The 15,011-nt window shown below is 63.4% G+C and carries 13 protein-coding genes; 9 read left to right on the forward strand and 4 right to left on the reverse strand.

All coding sequences use genetic code 11. The features are described 5' to 3' along the window. Positions 1-6 precede the first annotated feature (6 nt). On the reverse strand, positions 7-900 hold the full coding sequence (locus tag RDV64_RS01670; RefSeq protein ID WP_309197558.1) for a WYL domain-containing protein: 894 nt from the start codon (positions 898-900) through the stop codon (positions 7-9). A gap of 129 nt (positions 901-1,029) precedes the next feature. On the opposite strand from RDV64_RS01670, the gene RDV64_RS01675 reads away from it, so the two are divergent. Continuing rightward, the gene (locus RDV64_RS01675) at positions 1,030-1,275 is read left to right on the forward strand and encodes a hypothetical protein (protein WP_309197559.1); all 246 of its coding nucleotides are present in this window, start codon (positions 1,030-1,032) and stop codon (positions 1,273-1,275) included. 249 nt (positions 1,276-1,524) lie between these two features. Continuing rightward, on the forward strand, positions 1,525-1,803 hold the full coding sequence (locus RDV64_RS01680; protein WP_309197560.1) for a hypothetical protein: 279 nt from the start codon (positions 1,525-1,527) through the stop codon (positions 1,801-1,803). A 429-nt stretch (positions 1,804-2,232) separates the two neighbouring features. Here RDV64_RS01680 and RDV64_RS01685 read toward each other — a convergent pair whose 3' ends face one another. From RDV64_RS01685 to RDV64_RS01695, 3 genes are all read right to left on the reverse strand, one after another. Further along, entirely contained in the window at positions 2,233-3,456 is a 1,224-nt protein-coding gene (locus RDV64_RS01685; RefSeq protein WP_309197561.1) for a type II toxin-antitoxin system HipA family toxin, read from the reverse strand. Further along, the gene (locus RDV64_RS01690; protein WP_309197562.1) at positions 3,456-3,845 is read right to left on the reverse strand and encodes a helix-turn-helix transcriptional regulator; all 390 of its coding nucleotides are present in this window, start codon (positions 3,843-3,845) and stop codon (positions 3,456-3,458) included. The genes RDV64_RS01685 and RDV64_RS01690 overlap by 1 nt, the downstream gene beginning before the upstream one ends. Positions 3,846-4,288: 443 nt before the next feature. Continuing rightward, complete coding sequence (locus RDV64_RS01695; protein ID WP_309197563.1) at positions 4,289-4,894, reverse strand: DUF6088 family protein; 606 nt, start codon at positions 4,892-4,894, stop codon at positions 4,289-4,291. A 284-nt stretch (positions 4,895-5,178) separates the two neighbouring features. On the opposite strand from RDV64_RS01695, the gene RDV64_RS01700 reads away from it, so the two are divergent. The 7 genes from RDV64_RS01700 to RDV64_RS01730 all read left to right on the forward strand — a co-directional run bounded on the left by RDV64_RS01700 (position 5,179) and on the right by RDV64_RS01730 (position 14,931). Continuing rightward, entirely contained in the window at positions 5,179-6,138 is a 960-nt protein-coding gene (locus RDV64_RS01700; RefSeq protein ID WP_309197564.1) for a zincin-like metallopeptidase domain-containing protein, read from the forward strand. Next, positions 6,135-6,512, forward strand: coding sequence for a DUF2958 domain-containing protein (locus RDV64_RS01705; RefSeq protein WP_309197565.1), 378 nt, complete (start codon positions 6,135-6,137; stop codon positions 6,510-6,512). The genes RDV64_RS01700 and RDV64_RS01705 overlap by 4 nt, the downstream gene beginning before the upstream one ends. Positions 6,513-6,645: 133 nt before the next feature. Beyond that, a complete protein-coding gene (locus RDV64_RS01710) occupies positions 6,646-8,751 on the forward strand; it encodes a ParB/RepB/Spo0J family partition protein (RefSeq protein WP_309197566.1) in 2,106 nt (701 codons plus the stop codon). A gap of 99 nt (positions 8,752-8,850) precedes the next feature. Further along, positions 8,851-9,261 (forward strand): hypothetical protein, encoded by a 411-nt coding sequence (locus RDV64_RS01715; protein ID WP_309197567.1) that lies wholly within the window; start codon positions 8,851-8,853, stop codon positions 9,259-9,261. Beyond that, a complete protein-coding gene (locus RDV64_RS01720; protein ID WP_309197568.1) occupies positions 9,258-9,476 on the forward strand; it encodes a DUF6117 family protein in 219 nt (72 codons plus the stop codon). The genes RDV64_RS01715 and RDV64_RS01720 overlap by 4 nt, the downstream gene beginning before the upstream one ends. Before the next feature lie 95 nt (positions 9,477-9,571). After that, positions 9,572-13,867: a strawberry notch family protein gene (locus RDV64_RS01725; RefSeq protein WP_309197569.1), complete on the forward strand. Its 4,296-nt coding sequence runs from the start codon at positions 9,572-9,574 to the stop codon at positions 13,865-13,867. Next, positions 13,864-14,931, forward strand: coding sequence for a toprim domain-containing protein (locus RDV64_RS01730; RefSeq protein ID WP_309197570.1), 1,068 nt, complete (start codon positions 13,864-13,866; stop codon positions 14,929-14,931). Before RDV64_RS01725 ends, RDV64_RS01730 begins: the two co-directional genes overlap by 4 nt. Positions 14,932-15,011: the final 80 nt, after the last annotated feature.

The following is a 15,011-nucleotide window of genomic DNA, read 5'->3' on the forward strand; positions in this document are numbered from 1 at the left end:
GCAAACTCACTCTTTGGGTAGCGCATCGGCGCGGGCTTGGGCCGCCCGAACCGAATCGGGGTCTGCCATTACAATATGTTGTTGTTGGGGGCTTCTCTCATGTTCTTTGTAGTCCAGCCCTAGATAATGCTTGCGGAAGTAGAACAGCAGCGCGAGGCGCATGGGGATTTCGAACTCGCCGTCCTTCATTCCATAGTCTGATGCAATCGCTTTCTGCTGTTCCTCCGAAAGCTTTGGATGCGGCTTCAGTTTCAGATGATAGATTTCATGCCAAGCGCTATCCTTGTCGGCCAGTTTTCCGGGTTCTGCTGCATTTCGTAGGCCCGAAATTCGGGGAAGAAGGAAGTCCCGGTAGGCATTCCGCTCGTGGCAATAGGCTCGCGCGTGCCAGCGCATTCCGTCGAAACAGAAGGCGTGTGGCGTAATCCGTCGCCACTGCGGCTTTGGTTTTTCGCTGTTGAGCGACTGGTAGCGGATTTCCACGGATTGCTCAGTGCGTATGAAATTTAAAAGCTTTCGAAGCATCGAGGGATCGATGGCGCGACGCGGCTGTGGGATCGTCGCAAAACCTACTGGTTGTGACACCCAAGAGTCAGTGGCGGTAATCGGGGACGGGTCCGTCGCAACCATCTGCATCAGATAATGGTTCGCATCCGGTACCAGATATTTCGGCTTGAAGTCGTCGCTCGCATAGTACCGCTTTAGACTCGTGTCGTAGAGCATATTGCCCGGCGCGACCTCTTGATAATGACTCAGGTCGTTAGACGCCTGCGGAACCGACACGCCAAAAAAGCCTCTGATATCGGCACGATTGATCCCGCCTTCCCAGAACAGCCTGAATTCAATGAACTCCAGTCTCTGCTCTATGCCCCATCGTAGGCCGGGTGCAGATGCCTTCATGTCCATCTCCTTCAAATAAGAATAAAAACTATTCGGACCTTGACGCGATCCTCATATCAGAATAGTTACTATACCCATCAGCGAGTCGCGGTCAATAGGGCCGAGGCAAAGGCATAGGGGAATGAGAAGATGGTGAAGGTCGAGTTCAAGCTGAATGGGCGGACGGTCCGCCCGAACGACATCGCAAATCAGTTGGAGAAAGCGATGCTTAATCAGGTTCAGGAAGGGATCAAAAAGAAGTTGAGGAGCGTGCGCGATCCCGAAACCGGTGCAGCTCCTACCGTCACGGTGAAGGGCCGCTCTCTGAATAACCTCTCTTTCGAGGTTTCAGGGTCTCCGACCCTGATCGAAGAGGTCAAACGCCGTCTTGGGTAATGGCGGCGAAATCCTAAAGAAAGGAGGTGATTCAAAATGGCAAAGTCAAACAAGGAAGTGACGAGCGCAAAGGCGGCTTCGGCAGCGTCGAAAGTGCTTCGCAACCCGAAGTCCAGCCCGGCTGCGAAGTCGGCAGCGGCGTCGGCCCTCACTCAGCGTCCGAACAAGAAGTAGGCCGCGGAGCAAGCAATGCGGGGCCGGGTTCGCCCGGCCCCTCCTTCTAGAATCAGCGGCTCAGGAGGCCCGAAAATGATCTACGCAATCAACTACGACCTGAAGCGTCCGGGTCAGAACTATGAGGCGCTGCATGAAGCAATCAAGGGTTGCGGCGCTTGGTGGCATTTCCTCGATTCGACTTGGCTGGTGGATACCAATTTGTCGGCCAAAGGCGTCTGGGATAGTATCGCCACGCACGTAGACAAGAATGACTTTGTTCTCGTGATCGGTGTCACTCGCGATTATCAGGGCTGGCTCCCTCAAGAGGCTTGGGAATGGCTGAATAGCCGTTCCTCGAAAATGGCAGCTTAGGAGGCAGCTATGCTTGTACAAGGTGCGGTGATCCGCGAACAGGGACAGACTTTCGCAGTGGTTGTGGTGAAGCCCCATGTCGTCCAGAATCGGGCAGAAGCCGCCAATGCTATCAGCAGCTTCACACCCATCTTCGGTGGGATTCCTGTTGTGCTTATGGCGCAAGACAGTCGGGGTCGGGCTACGTACTATGGTCGCCCGGACATTTCTCGCTTCATGGCTTCGGTGCCTGTTCGAGCAATCCCTTGGCGGGAATACTCGATCAGCTAGAGGCCGCCATATCCGGCGCAATCTCGTCGAGAACCAATCGCCACTATTCTGAACGCCAAAGCATCATAGCTGCTATTAGCCCGCTTTCTCGATGCTGCAGTTTATCGTGCGTCGTAAAAATGACTGGCTCCCGCTCTAATCTGGATATGCGCTGGATACTCAAGTCGCCAACGCACGCTTACTTTCCTCGTGCTCGAAAGCGTCGGCGTAGCTCAGCGCATCCGCTGCAGAGCAGCCTTCATCTCGCAAGGCTCGTTTCCAGTTGTTCGCGATCGTCTCGGCCATCTGAAATGCCTGCTTCTTGGCGTCGGCGGGCGCAAGGTCGAAGAAGTCGCATGCCTCCAGTGCAATATCTAAGGACGCTTCGAACGAGCCCCCTCGCATGATGCCGGTCTCCAGCACTCGGTGTCGTGACGGCGAGGGGTTGATGTCGAAGGCCGGTGACAGCCGCCATCGATCTCCGCCAGCATAGATGAAGCCGTGGTTCTTTAGATGATCGTCTTTGTTGGAGACGAGGATCGTGAAGACGATCCGCCGCCAGAGTTCATGTAAATCGTCAACCGGCTTGCTCGAAATCTGGCGGATCACGTCGGCGATGTCCGTGTAGAACCCGCCTTCGTCGCTGTCCCAGTCGAGCACTGTCCGCGCCGAAATAAACGGGATCCGCGTATTACCGCGGCGATCGAACCGTCGGATCAACGCGATCGGGCTGTCGCTATCGCGCATCTCGAGTTTTGCTTCGGCAACCCGCAAGCCGCATTTCGCCGCCAGCTTGAGCGTCGCGACCTCCACACGTTCGACCGGCTTGGTGTCTTGGGCGGACGTGAACTTGGCGATCCACAGATGCCCGTCGCCCTCGACGTTGGCCTTCGGACGGGCACCGCCGAGCGATCCGGCGACACCGGCCAGATCGCGGGCTTCTTCCTCCGCGCCGCCGGGATCGCGCTCGAACCGGTGCGCGAGCGCGCGCAGGCGATCCAGTTCGACCAGTCGCGGGATCGGCGGCGTCAGGTCGGACAGAGGTTCCATATCCTCTCCGAGGAACCGCAACGCGCCCTGTCGGGTGCGGTCGTCGGACAACACCAGATAGTCAAACTCGCTGAGACCGCCGCCGAGGGCTTTGGTCATCAGCGCGCGCCCCCAGGAATCCGGCGCGGCGTCGGAAAAACATCCCGGCAGCGCCGAACGGCGGTCGCCGCGGCCTGCACTGAAATGGCCACCCTCACGAAGAGGGAGGCCGGGAGAGAGCGCGAAGCGATCGGGCGCCGCCAGCCATTCGGCGGCATATTCAAATTGCGAATGCTGGCGTCGGCCGTCGGTCTCAAACCGCAACCGCCCGACGATCCGCTTGCCTTCGCCAAGGGCAACGATCGCTTCGGGCATCAGAAGCCGACCCCTTCATCATCATCATCATCGCTGTCCGGAAGAGTGGTTTCTCCTTTGGCCGATCCAGTGGGTCTGGCCCCTCGCTTCCGGTCGATCCGCTTCGGCAACGCCTCCCTGTCAAGCAGCAGTCCGGTATCGTCGGAGCCCGGATCGAGGAAGTCCGAAATCCGGTCGATCTCGCCGAGCACCAGGCAGGCCATGGCCAGCGTGCCGATGCTGACGCCGTCATCGCCCTTTTCCAGTCGGATGACGGTTCTCTCGGACACACCGATCCGTTCGGCGAACCCCTTCACGGAGATCCGACGCTTCAAACGAGCCGTCTTGATGTTGGCTCCCAGCGCCTCCAAGGCTCGGCGCGCATTGAGGGAGCTTACCTTAACTGCCATATTCGGCCGCCAATCCTTTATAAACTGCCATATATGGCATTTAACATATGCATGGAGGCGGTGCAATGGTTGGCCAGTGCCACGCTCGGCACGTTATCCGGAGAGACCTTGTCCGAAGTCTGTAGGCAGATTTCGGACAAGCTTTGGCTTCGGAAGGGTTCTGGGGCTACGGCAGACATGCCCGTATCTTGAAATCCGCCGGCCGCAGAATTTCCTGTACGTGAGGAGCTCGCAGGTTCCACCGAGCCTGGACCGCGACGGCGCAATGATACAAATCCTCGCAGACCAGCATCCAAAGTGTGAGGTTTCGTATAGCGTTGGCAATCTGGTCGGGAGGCCTTCGAGTAGCCCGCTGCTCCTGCATGCAGGCGAGAATAGTGAGTTGAGGCCGCGCCAGCCCTTCATCGAAGGCAGCCGTGTAACGGCGGTCATCGAGCGACAGTTCAAGGAACGTTTGAGCCATAAGCGACCTTGCCCACGCTTTGCGCGAGCCAGGTGGGAAACTGCGGAGCCGCCGACACCAGTTCTTCGAACGTGGTCGGTGGCAGCGTTCGCTTCAATTTCTTAAGCGCCGGTTCCGCCTGTTCCGGACCGAGCCACGCAAGAGCGCGAACTGCCACACCGGCCGGCCTGTCGGCAAGCGCCAGTTGCCACCGCGGCGCGTGCCGGAGTTCGACGATCTGTTTGCCCAGCTTCATATTGCGGCTGCGGCCCGATGTCAGGAAGATCGAGCGAACCGGCACCTGTGTGGTCAAACCGAGTGTGTTTGCCGCCGCCGCACCGGCAGACACGATCACTTCACCGCGCTGCCTGCCGAGCGCCTCGACCGCCTGTTCTACCGAGGGTGTGCGTGTGCCGAACCGCCCCTCGACGGGACGAAAGTAGACGCCGCGACCGGCCCGGATCAGGTGTCCTCGCTCGGCAAGACGCGACAAGGCCTGATCCACCGCAGCCCGTTTTCCGAGATGGAGCAAGCCTTTGGCAGAGATAGCTTCCCCTTCGGGCAATCTCTTCGCATGGGCCAGAATCTGTTCGGTGAGTCTTTGCACGTGTCATCTCCTGTCAGAAATATATGCGAGTTTCTGACGTTTTTAATTGTTATCCGGGGGTAGCTGCAAATTGGCGCATTCGCGGCCACCGAACGAAGACGAACTTCCTGAATATCCGGGAGGGGAAAGCCTTCCCCTGCGGCCGAGCCTGTAGTCTCGTCCGACCCCTTCGAGCGGGGGATTCCCCCGCAACGCCCCCTTTGAGAGTGAGAGTGCGGACGGGTTTTCCGTGACGGGTTGAGGGCTGGGGGAGAGGCCTCCGGCGCCCGTCGCGGAGACCCGCGATGTCAAGACAGAACCGCAAAGCCGGCGCCCGGCGCGACCGGACCAATCTCTATTCCGAGATCACCGACAAGATCATCGCCGAGCTGGAGGCCGGCCGTGTGCCTTGGGTTCAGCCCTGGGGAACCTTGGCGGCGAAGGCGCCCCTTGGCCTTCCGAAGAACGCCTCCACCGATCGTCAGTATTCAGGCATCAATGTCCTGCTCCTCTGGGGCGCCGTTATCGAGCGCGGCTTTTCTGGCCAGAGCTGGCTGACCTTCCGCCAGGCGCTGTCGCTTGGCGGCAATGTCCGCAAGGGCGAGCGCGGCACCACCGTCGTCTATGCCGATCGCTTCGTGCCGGAGGACGAGAAACGCCGGGCGCGCGAGACCGGCGAGGACGCCCAGGCGATCCCGTTCCTGAAGCGCTTCACCGTCTTCAACACCGATCAGTGCGAGAATCTGCCCGAGGACGTGGCGACCGCGGCGCCGCACTTGCCGACAGGTCTGATCAAACCGTGCGTCGAGGCGCTGATCGCCGCGACGGGCATCGACTTCCGCATTGGCGGCAACCGGGCCTTCTACGTGCCGGCTCATGACTATGTGCAGGTGCCGCCGCCGCAGGCCTATTTTGAATCCATCAATTGGCACCGCACCGCGCTGCACGAGATGGGCCACGCGACAGGCCATCCCTCGCGTCTGGGGCGCGACTTCTCGGGTTCGTTCGGTACGAAGAAGTACGCCTTCGAGGAGCTCATCGCCGAGATAAACGCTGCGTTCTGCTGCGCTTCGCTCGGCATCGCGCCGACCGTCCGGCACGCCGACTATATCGGCTCCTGGCTCGAAGTGCTGCGCGAGGACAACCGCGCCATCGTTCGCGCCGCCAGCCAGGCTGGCAAGGCCGCCGACTGGCTTTTGGCCTTCGCGCCAGACAATGCGGAATCCAGTTCGGCAGAGACCTCCTGCGACAGGAGGGTGGCATGATCCTATTGACCGACGATCTGCGCGATCGGCTGCTCGCCAACGGGCGGCAACGCGATATCGATCATGTGCCCCTGGTGAAACTCTTCAGTCCGGTCGGCGCGGCCACCTGGCTTATCACCGAGATGGAGGCGGACGGCGACACGCTGTTCGGCCTTGCCGATCTCGGTTTCGGATGCCCGGAGATCGGCTCCTGCAGCCTTGCCGAACTCACCTCGGTGCGCCTGCCTTTCGGTCTCGGGATCGAACGCGACATCCTGTTTCAGGCCACATTGCCGATCTCGGTCTATACCGAGGCAGCGCGCCGGGCTGGCCACATTGTCGAACGCGGAGATCTCCTGGAGCAAGCTGCGGCCGCAATGCAGTCGCGGCGGTGAGGTGGCGCTCAGACTGTCACCTTCATGCAAGGTTCCGGCCAGGCACAGGAGAGTGAGAGGGCTGCGCCCTGTTTCCGTGACGGGTTTCAAGCCGAGAGAGAGGCTCTCGGCGCCCGTCGCGGAGTAACTCACCATGGCGACAGCAGCCAAGAAGATCACCCTCAGCGCCTCGCGCGACATCCCCTTCAACAAGCTCGTTCTCTCCCAGTCGAACGTCCGGCGCATCAAGGCCGGCGTCTCGATCGAGGACCTGGCCGAGGACATCGCCCGCCGTGGCCTCCTGCAGAACCTCAACGTCCGTCCGGTCGTGGATAGCGATGGCAAGGAGACCGGCACGTTCGAGGTTCCGGCCGGCGGCCGCCGCTTCCGGGCACTCGAACTCCTCGCCAAGAAGAAGCGATTGGCCCGGACCGTGCCGGTCCCCTGCAACGTGCGCGAGGCGGACAGCGACATCTCGGCCGAGGAAGATTCCCTTGCCGAAAACGTCCAGCGCGCAGCGCTGCATCCCCTCGACCAGTTCCGCGCCTTCCAGACATTCCGGGACCAGGGCATGAGTGAGGAAGACATCGCCGCGCGCTTCTTCGTCTCGGTCAACACCGTCAAGCAGCGTCTCAAGCTCGCTGCCGTGTCGGAAAAGCTCCTCGACCTTTATGCGGAGGACGTCATGACGCTCGATCAACTCATGGCGTTCACGGTTTCCACCGATCATGCTCGCCAGGAACAGGTCTGGGAGGCCATCGAGCATAGCTGGTCGAAGGAACCCTATCAGATCCGCCGCATGCTGACCGAGAACACCGTTCGGACCTCGGACCGGCGCGTGCGCTTCGTCACGATCGAAGCCTATGAAGAAGCCGGCGGCACCGTCCTGCGCGATCTCTTCCAGGACGACGACGGGGGCTGGATCGAGGATGTGGCTCTGCTCGAACGGCTGGTCGGAAAGAAGCTCACCGCCGAGGCGGAGACCATCGCCAAGGAGGGCTGGAAATGGATCTCGGTCGCAGCCGATTTCCCTTATGGCCATACCAACGGCTTGCGGGCGCTCACTGGCACGCCAGTCGATCTCACCGACGAAGAGCGGGCCACACGCGAAGCCCTCCGTGAGGAATTCGACCGTCTCGAAGCCGAATATGCCGAGGCCGACGAACTGCCAGACGAGGTGGATGAACGGCTCGGCGAGATCGAGGTGGCACTCGATGCCTTCGAGGATCGACCGAAGCAATACGATCCCGCCGAAATCGGCCGCGCCGGCGCCTTTGTCAGCATCCGCCACGATGGCCAGCTTTCCGTCGAGCGTGGCTATGTCCGCCCCGAGGACGAAGTGTCCGAGGGCGACGACGCGGAATGCGATGGCGATGCGGCAATCGAGCCCGGCGCCGTGCAGCGTACCGTCATTACCGTGGGTGGCGAATCCGAGCCGCAGGACGAGGAGGACGATGCGATCAAGCCGCTGCCCGAGCGGCTGGTGATCGAACTGACGGCGCAACGCTCTCTGGCTCTGCGTGATGCGCTGGCCAACAACCCCTCGGTCGCCATGACCGCGCTGATCCACAAGCTGGTGCGCGATGCCTTCCAGCACGTCTCGACACCGGGATGCCTGGAGGCGTCGGTCCGGCAGGTTTATTTCCCCGTCCAGGGTGATGACCTGAAAGACAGCGCGGCTGCCAAGATCGTCGACGACCGGCACGAGTCCTGGAAGGCCGATCTGCCCCTCGAAGATGACGAGGCACTCTGGGCGAAAATCGACGGTCTCGACGATGCCAGCCGCATGGCGCTTCTCGCCCATTGCGTCTCCTTCGGCGTCAACGCGCTCTACGAGAAGGCCAATCCCTATGGTGCAGGGCCGACAGCGCGCGGCGTTCAGCAGCGTATTCACGAAGCGGACCGGCTCGCCCGTGCCGTTGGGCTCGACATGGTGGAAACCGGATGGCGGCCGACGGTCGACAACTATTTTGGCCGGGTGACCAAGCCCCGCATTCTCGAAGCGGTGCGCGAAGCCAAGGGCGAGGAAACCGCACAGCTCATCGACCACCTGAAGAAGTCGGACATGGCCAAGGAGGCGGAACGGCTGCTCGCCGACAGCGGCTGGTTGCCCGAACCGCTGCGCCTGCCCGTCATCGACGATGGCATTACCTCGGATGCCGAAGGGGACGACGCAGAAGCTCTGCCGGCCTTCCTCTCCGACGAGGATGATGGCGACGAAGAGCCGGTCGACGAACCGCAAACCGTGGCTGCCGAATAGCCGCTCCAGCGGGGCGGCCAGGGCCGCCCCGCATCTCCCACCATCAGTCTCATCTCGGCCCGGTCACCGCACCGGGCCGTTTCGTTTCAGGAGCCCGACATGGCCGACTACTTCACACACTTCTCCTGCGTCCTCGACGTCAGAACACCCGAGAACGCGGCGCGCGCGCTCGAATTCTACAACCGCCTGGCCGACGAAAACGCAGCGGAAGACCCGCCATCCGAAGGCTTCGATCTCTCGATCGTGCCCGAACATGGCGGCACCTGCCTCTGGATACGCGATGATGGCACCGGCGATCCGGAACATGTCATCCAGTTCGTCAAGCGCTGCGCCGCCGTGTTCTCGCTGACCGGACGGTGGGGCTTCCAATACGCCAACACCTGTTCACGGCCACGCACCGATGCGTTCGGTGGCGGCGCGCATGTCCTCGACCTTACCACCGGCGAGACCGTGGCGTGGACCTATACCGGCGAATGGCTCGCCGACACGCTGGCGGGAGGCCAGTCATGAGCATTCCCGACCATGCCCGCGCCAATTTCCAGACACTGTTACGCGCCGCCGCCGACGGCAATCTCGCCTTGCTCGAATGCGCCGACGCCGAGACCGGGGCGGTGCGCTATGTGATCTGCGCGGTCGGCCGAGATGGCGGCGAGTTCCTCTTCACGCCCTTCGGTCATCTCGCCGATGGCAATCCCTACGAGGCCTATCGGCCGCCCGAGCCATGAGAGGGAGAGGGTTGCCGGGACGGGTATGAGCCGGTGCGGTCCAGAGAGAGCGCTGCCCGGCTTGCCCCGTTCCCGCTCTCCCGAGGTTCTCCCCCATGACAGAGATCGTTCCGGGGGCGGCGCTCACCCGCGCCGCCCATCAACTCCTTCCGCTTCTCGAACAAGGCCGCCGCATCGACGCGCCCGCGCTCCGCATCGCGATGGACGCCGCCTTCGGCAGCTCCGACACCGACGGCGCCTGGGACTGGAAGACCGCATATGACGTCTGCGAAGGTGCCGCCGTCCTGTTTCTGCGCAAATACGGAAAGGCACTTCTGCGCAAAGCCGGATCTCCGGCGGGTGCGTTGCCATTGCTCGACAGGATCGCAAGCCTTCAGCCCTCGCACACCCGCCGCTCAGAAGAGAGCGAAGCCTTCCAGCAGTTCTCGACGCCGATCTCCCTGGGCTTCGCCGCGGCGACCGCCGCCACGATCACCGTGGACGACGTCGTGCTGGAACCGTCCGCCGGCACAGGCCTCCTCGCCATTCTCGCCGAGATCGCCGGGGGCCGGCTCCATCTCAACGAACTGGCCGAGACGCGCGGTGCGTTTCTCTCTTCCCTCTTTCCGGCTCTTTCGGTCACACGCTTCGATGGGGCCCAGATCGACGACTATCTGGACGCCAATGCTGTTCCCAGCGTCGTGCTGATGAACCCGCCATTCTCGGTGATGGCCAATGTCTCGGGACGCATGGCCGACGCCGCCTATCGTCATGTCACCTCCGCGCTGGCTCGCCTGGCGCCCGGTGGACGCCTCGTCACCATCACCGGCGCCAATTTCGCACCAGACACCCCAAAGTGGCGGGATTCCTTCGCACGCCTGCAGGAGCACGGACGCGTCGTCTTCACCGCCGCCATCGACGGCGCGGTCTATGCGCGCCATGGCACCACCATCGACACGCGGCTGACGGTGATCGACAAGATCGCCGCCGAAGATCCCACCGCCTTTCCGGCATCGCGGGGCATCGCCCCCGATGTCGCGACACTGCTCGGCTGGATCGAGGCGGACATGCCACCCCGCGCACCGGTTTCCTTGCCGGCGATCTCCGGACAGCGGGTCACCCCACCGCGCTCCACCTCAGCCGCGCACCGCAACCTCGGTGGGGGCAGCGCCGCATCGTCCATTGCCGATCCGACGGGCGAAGAGCTCACCTATGAGACGGTCGACTGGACCCCGCCGCATAGCGCGCGCCTCACCGACGCGATCTACGAGGAATACGCGCTTCAGTCGATCCGTATTCCCGGCTCTCAGGCGCATCCGACGAGGCTCGTCCAATCCGCCGCCATGGCCTCAGTCGCGCCGCCGAAACCGGACTATCGCCCGCATCTGCCGGCGGAGCTCGTGGCCGATGGCACTCTCTCCGACGCCCAGCTCGAAAGCGTGATCTATGCCGGCGAAGCCCATGCCCAGCATCTCGCCGGGTCCTGGATCGTCGATGAGACCTGCGATGTGGTCACCGCCGCGGCGGAAGACGCCGACGACGCTGTCCGCTTCCGGCGTGGCTGGTTTCTTGGTGACGGCACCGGCGCGGGCAAGGGCCGGCAGGTCGCCGGCATCCTGCTCGACAACTGGCTCAAGGGCCGGCGCCGCGCCGTCTGGGTGTCGAAATCCGACAAGCTGCTCGAGGACGCGCAGCGCGACTGGTCAGCCCTCGGTCGGGAACGACTCCTCGTTACGCCGCTTTCGCGTTTTCGCCAGGGCACGCCCATCCGTCTGCCGCAGGGCATCCTATTCACCACCTATGCCACGCTGCGCTCCGACGAGCGCGGATCGAAGGTTTCGCGTGTGCGGCAGATCGTCGATTGGTTGGGAAAGGATTTCGATGGAGTGATCATTTTCGACGAGAGCCACGCGATGCAGAACGCCGCCGGATCGAAGGGCGAGCGCGGCGACCAGGCCGCCTCGCAGCATGGCCGCGCCGGGCTGCGCCTGCAGCACGCGCTCCCCGATGCGCGCGTCGTCTATGTCTCCGCGACCGGCGCCACCACGGTCCACAATCTCGCCTATGCCCAGCGGCTCGGCCTGTGGGGTGGTGAGGATTTCCCCTTCACCACCCGCGCCGAGTTCGTCGAGGCGATCGAGGATGGCGGGGTCGCAGCCATGGAGGTGCTGGCACGCGATCTCAAGGCGCTCGGCCTCTACCAGGCTCGTTCACTCTCCTATGAAGGCGTCGAATACGAGCTGGTCGAGCACCAGCTCACCGACGAGCAGCGGCGCATCTACGACGCCTATGCCGGCGCCTTCGCGATCATTCACAACAATCTCGATGCCGCGATGCAGGCGACCAACGTCACCGGCAGCGAGGGCACCCTCAACCGGCAGGCCAAATCGGCGGCCCGCTCGGCTTTCGAAAGCGCCAAGCAGCGCTTCTTCAATCACCTCATCACGGCGATGAAGACACCGTCGCTGATCCGCGCCATCGACGCCGATCTCGAAGCCGGCCACGCCGCCGTCATTCAGATCGTCTCGACCGGGGAAGCCCTGATGGAACGTCGGCTCGCCGAAATCCCGACCGAGGACTGGAACGACGTCCAGATCGACATCACCCCGCGCGAATATGTGCTCGACTACCTGGCCCATTCCTTCCCTGTGCAGCTCTACGAGCCCTTCACCGACTCCGAGGGCAATCTGTGTTCCCGCCCGGTAACTCGCGATGGCCAGCCCGTCGAAAGCCGCGAAGCCGTCGCAAGGCGCGACAGGCTGATCGAGAAGCTCGCGTCGCTGCCGCCGGTCCCCGGTGCGCTCGATCAGATCATCCATCGCTTCGGCACCGACATGGTCGCCGAAGTCACGGGCCGCTCGAGCCGCATCGTCCGCAAGCCCGGTGCTGGCGCCACCGCTGATCGCCTCGCCGTCGAAGGCCGCGCGATCTCGGCAAACCTCGCCGAAACCCAGGCCTTCATGGACGACCTCAAGCGCATCCTCATCTTCTCGGACGCCGGGGGCACGGGGCGCTCCTACCATGCCGACCTTGCGGCGAAGAACCAGCGCCTGCGCGTCCACTATCTGCTGGAACCGGGCTGGAAGGCGGACGCCGCGATCCAGGGTCTGGGACGGACCAACCGCACAAACCAGGCGCAACCGCCGCTGTTCCGGCCGGTCGCAACCGACGTGAAGGCGGAAAAGCGCTTCCTCTCCACCATCGCCCGCCGCCTCGACACGCTCGGCGCGATCACCCGCGGTCAGCGCCAGACCGGCGGACAGGGCCTGTTCCGCGCCGAGGACAATCTCGAAAGCGCCTATGCGCGCGATGCGCTGCGCCGGCTCTATCTGATGATCGTCGGCGGCAAGGTCGAAGGTTGCCCGCTCCAGACTTTCGAGACCTCGACCGGTCTGAAGCTCGTGGACGATACCGGTATCAAGGACGACCTGCCGCCGATCACCACCTTCCTCAACCGGCTTCTGGCGCTCACCATCGATCTGCAGAACATCCTGTTTGCGCATTTCGAGCAGATCCTCACCGCCCGGATCGAGGGTGCCATCGCCAGTGGCACCTATGATGTCGGGCTGGAAACGCTGCGGGGCGAGCAGTTCACGGTCACCGACCGGAAGGTGATCCATACGCATCCCGCCACCGGCGCGGAGACCACGCTGCTCACCGTCGCGCAGCGGGAGCGCAATCATCCCGTCACGCTTGACGAGGCGCTCGACCATCTCGCCGATCCACGTGCCGCCCTGCTGGTCAACGAGCGATCGGGCCGGGCCGCCGTGCGCGTTCCGACCACCAGCGTGATCGACGACGACGGCGTCGTCGAACGCCGGGTGCGCCTGATCCGGCCGATGGAATCCACCAAGGTGCCCCTCGCAATGATGGGCGACACGCACTGGGTCGAAACCGACCGCGAGACGTTTGCGCGCATCTGGGACACCGAAGTGACAGCGGTCCCGGAATATATCGACAGCACCGTTCATATCGTTACCGGACTGTTGCTGCCGATCTGGAAACGCTTGCCCAATGAATCGGCGCGGGTCTACCGGCTCCAGACCGACGACGGCGAGCGGATCATCGGCCGCAAGGTTTCTCCGGCCTGGGCCGCGAACGCGGCGACCACAGGCACCGCCAGCCTTTCGGCGGACGACGCCTTCGCCGCGCTGACCGAGGGTCGCACGATCCTCGATCTCCCCGAGGGCCTTCAACTTCGCCGCGCCCGCGTCATGGGCGCGAACCGCATCGAGCTCACCGGCTTCACCGACACCATGCGCGACCGCCTCAAGGCCTATGGCCTGTTCGGCGAGATTATCTCGTGGAAGTTCCGACTGTTCGTCCCGACCGACGCGTCCGGCGCCGCCGTCCTCGCCAGGCTGCTGGAGCGGTTTCCGGTCGAGCGCATCGCCGAGCGGGAGGCTGCATGATGACCCGCGATGCTTCCGACCTCGCGCACCGTCTCGGCCGGCAGGCCGAGGCCGTGTGCCGCGAATATCTCTCAAGCGGGCGGCGCGAGGGCCGCTACTGGATGGTGGGCGACGTGCGCAACGCCAAGGGTCGCTCGATGTTCGTGCGCCTGACAGGCCCTGAGTCCGGCAAGGGCGCGGCGGGCAAATGGACCGACGCGGCGACCGGTGAGCATGGCGACTTGCTCGACGTCATCCGGGAAAGCTGCGGTTTGACCGAGTTCCGGGACGTCGCCGACGAGGCGCGGCGGTTTCTCAGCCTGCCGCACCCTGAACCGGAGCCGGCATCATCGCCCGCACGCAATTTGCCAGCACCAACGGGTTCGCCGCTCGCTGCGAAGCGACTGTTCTCGATGGCAGAGCCGATTATGGGCACACGCGCGGAATCGTATTTCCGTAAGCGCGGCATTACGGCTTTGCACGGAACCGGATCGCTGCGATTTCATCCGCGCTGCTACTACCGGCCTGACGAGCATAGCCCGACCGAGACCTGGCCGGCGCTGATCGCATCGGTCACCGATCTCGACGGTCACCAGACTGGCGCCCATCGCACCTGGCTCGATCCGAGCGGATTCAGCGAGGCGACACTCGGCAAGGCCCCGATCGAGACGCCGCGACGGGCAATGGGCGACCTGCTCGGCCATGCCGTCCGGTTCGGCGCGGCGGGCGAGATCATGGCGGCAGGCGAAGGCATCGAAACCATGCTGTCGCTGCGATGTGTCTTGCCCGAGATGCCCATGGCAGCCGCGCTCTCCGCAGCTCATCTTGCCGCCATCCTGTTCCCCGACACGTTGCGCCGGCTCTACATCGTGCGCGACGACGATCCGGCGGGCGACGGCGCACGGGACACGCTCATCGAACGGGCAGACGCACTCGGCATAGAGGCGTTGCCGATTTCGCCGATGCTGGGCGATCTCAACGAGGATCTGCGCTTGCGTGGCATCGATGCATTCCGGGCCTCGATCCGGGTCCAGCTCGCCCCGCAGGATGTTGCCGGGTTCATGGAATCCGTTCTGTCCGCCTGAACGGGGCAGCGGTGCGGGCTATGGCAGTGACGTCGCAGCCTTCGTCAACGCCTCCCCGTGAATGCCGGAGAGGGCCGCGC

Origin of the sequence: Acuticoccus sp. MNP-M23 (genome assembly GCF_031195445.1) — a bacterium.
Classification (GTDB): domain Bacteria; phylum Pseudomonadota; class Alphaproteobacteria; order Rhizobiales; family Amorphaceae; genus Acuticoccus.

Excerpts from the sequence above, each read along its gene's own strand:
- RDV64_RS01670 (WP_309197558.1), bottom strand. The coding sequence starts at position 900 with ATGAAGGCATCTGCACCCGGCCTACGATGGGGCATAGAGCAGAGACTG.
- RDV64_RS01680 (WP_309197560.1), top strand. The coding sequence starts at position 1,525 with ATGATCTACGCAATCAACTACGACCTGAAGCGTCCGGGTCAGAACTAT.
- RDV64_RS01715 (WP_309197567.1), top strand. The coding sequence starts at position 8,851 with ATGGCCGACTACTTCACACACTTCTCCTGCGTCCTCGACGTCAGAACA.
- RDV64_RS01690 (WP_309197562.1), bottom strand. The coding sequence starts at position 3,845 with ATGGCAGTTAAGGTAAGCTCCCTCAATGCGCGCCGAGCCTTGGAGGCG.
- RDV64_RS01710 (WP_309197566.1), top strand. The coding sequence starts at position 6,646 with ATGGCGACAGCAGCCAAGAAGATCACCCTCAGCGCCTCGCGCGACATC.
- RDV64_RS01700 (WP_309197564.1), top strand. The coding sequence starts at position 5,179 with ATGTCAAGACAGAACCGCAAAGCCGGCGCCCGGCGCGACCGGACCAAT.
- RDV64_RS01705 (WP_309197565.1), top strand. The coding sequence starts at position 6,135 with ATGATCCTATTGACCGACGATCTGCGCGATCGGCTGCTCGCCAACGGG.
- RDV64_RS01730 (WP_309197570.1), top strand. The coding sequence starts at position 13,864 with ATGATGACCCGCGATGCTTCCGACCTCGCGCACCGTCTCGGCCGGCAG.
- RDV64_RS01685 (WP_309197561.1), bottom strand. The coding sequence starts at position 3,456 with ATGCCCGAAGCGATCGTTGCCCTTGGCGAAGGCAAGCGGATCGTCGGG.
- RDV64_RS01675 (WP_309197559.1), top strand. The coding sequence starts at position 1,030 with ATGGTGAAGGTCGAGTTCAAGCTGAATGGGCGGACGGTCCGCCCGAAC.
- RDV64_RS01720 (WP_309197568.1), top strand. The coding sequence starts at position 9,258 with ATGAGCATTCCCGACCATGCCCGCGCCAATTTCCAGACACTGTTACGC.
- RDV64_RS01725 (WP_309197569.1), top strand. The coding sequence starts at position 9,572 with ATGACAGAGATCGTTCCGGGGGCGGCGCTCACCCGCGCCGCCCATCAA.